The 1390-nt window shown below is 76.8% G+C and carries 1 protein-coding gene; it reads right to left on the bottom strand.

Going from position 1 to position 1390, the window contains the following annotated elements; translation table 11 throughout:
• Nucleotides 1-1390: polyketide synthase dehydratase domain-containing protein (locus ACIBBD_RS38780; RefSeq protein ID WP_399424729.1), on the bottom strand; the 1390-nt coding region annotated here is incomplete at both ends.

Raw genomic sequence — 1390 nt, 5'->3', positions numbered from 1 at the left:
CGGGCTGTCGGAGCGGACGGTGACGACCAGCGGGCCCGCCGCCGGGTCGGCGTCCTCCACGAACGCCTGCACGGCACCGAGCACCCGCCCGGTCAGCGTGCGGATCCGCTCGGGCACCGTGCCCTCCGGCTCGGCCGTGGCGTCCAGCTCGCGCCAACCCGTCGCGGTGGCCGACGCGTTGAGCGAGGCCGGTATCCAGTCCACGCGGAACAGCGCATCCCGTACGGTGTCCTGTTCGAGCTGGTCCGCGGTCACCGGACGGGTCACCAGCGAGCCGACCGAGGCGAGCGGGGCGCCCGACGGGTCGGCCAGTTCCAGCGCGACCCCGGCTCCGGACGGCACCGCGCGCACCCGCAGGGCGCTCGCGCCGGCGGCGTGCAGCGTCACGCCGTTCCAGGCGAACGGCAGCCGCACCCCCTCCTCGCCGTCACCGTCGGCAAGCGCGCAGAACGTACTGGCCTGCAGGGCCGCGTCGAGCAGCGCGGGGTGCAGCCCGTACCGCTCGGCGGCGGCCCGCTCCCGCTCGTCCAGGGCGACCTCGGCGAACACCTCCTCGCCCCGCGTCCACACCTTCCGCAGCCCCTGGAACAGCGGGCCGTAGCCGAGGCCGGTCGCGGCGAGCCGCTCGTAGAAGCCGTCCAGGTCGACCGGTTCGGCACCGGCCGGCGGCCACGGCGAGGGGAGGGCGTCGGGCCGGGCGGCGGCCTCGCTCAGGAAACCGGAGGCGTGCCGCACCCACGGGTCCTCGGCGGCGGCCGACTCGGGCCGCGAGTGGATCGTCAGGGGCCGCCGGCCCGTCGCGTCCGGGCCCGCCACCCCGATCCGCAGCTGCACCGCGCCCTGCTCGGGCAGCACGAGCGGCGTCTCCACGACCAGTTCGTCCAGGGTGCCGCTGCCCGTCTCGTCCCCGGCGCGCACCGCCATCTCCACCAGCGCCGCGCCCGGCACCACGGTCACCCCGGACACGGTGTGGTCGGCGAGCCACGGATGGGTGGCCGACGACAGCCGGCTGGTGCACCACAGGCCCGCCGACTCCGGCAGCCCGAGCACCGCGCCCAGCAGCGGATGACCGGCTCCGGCCAGCCCCGCGGCCGACACGTCACCGGGACCGCCGTTGCCCGCCAGCCAGTAGTGCTCGCGCTGGAAGGCGTACGTCGGCAGCTCCACCCGGCGGGCGCCCGACCCGTCGTAGTAGGCCGCCCAGTCCACGGCACGGCCCACCGCGTACAGCCGGCCCACCGCCTCCACCAGCACCTGTGCCTCGGGACGGCCCCGCCGGAGCGCGGGCACCACCACGGCCTCCTCGTCGAGGGTCTGGGTGGCCATGGGGGTGAGGGCGGCGTCGGGGCCGAGTTCGAGGTAGGTGGTGGTGCCGTGGGTGGCGAGGGTG

The sequence above is a fragment of the Streptomyces sp. NPDC051315 genome, assembly GCF_044455165.1.
Lineage (GTDB): Bacteria > Actinomycetota > Actinomycetes > Streptomycetales > Streptomycetaceae > Streptomyces.
Note: the sequence above shows the minus strand (reverse complement) of the source record. Positions and strands in the feature narration are given on the sequence as shown.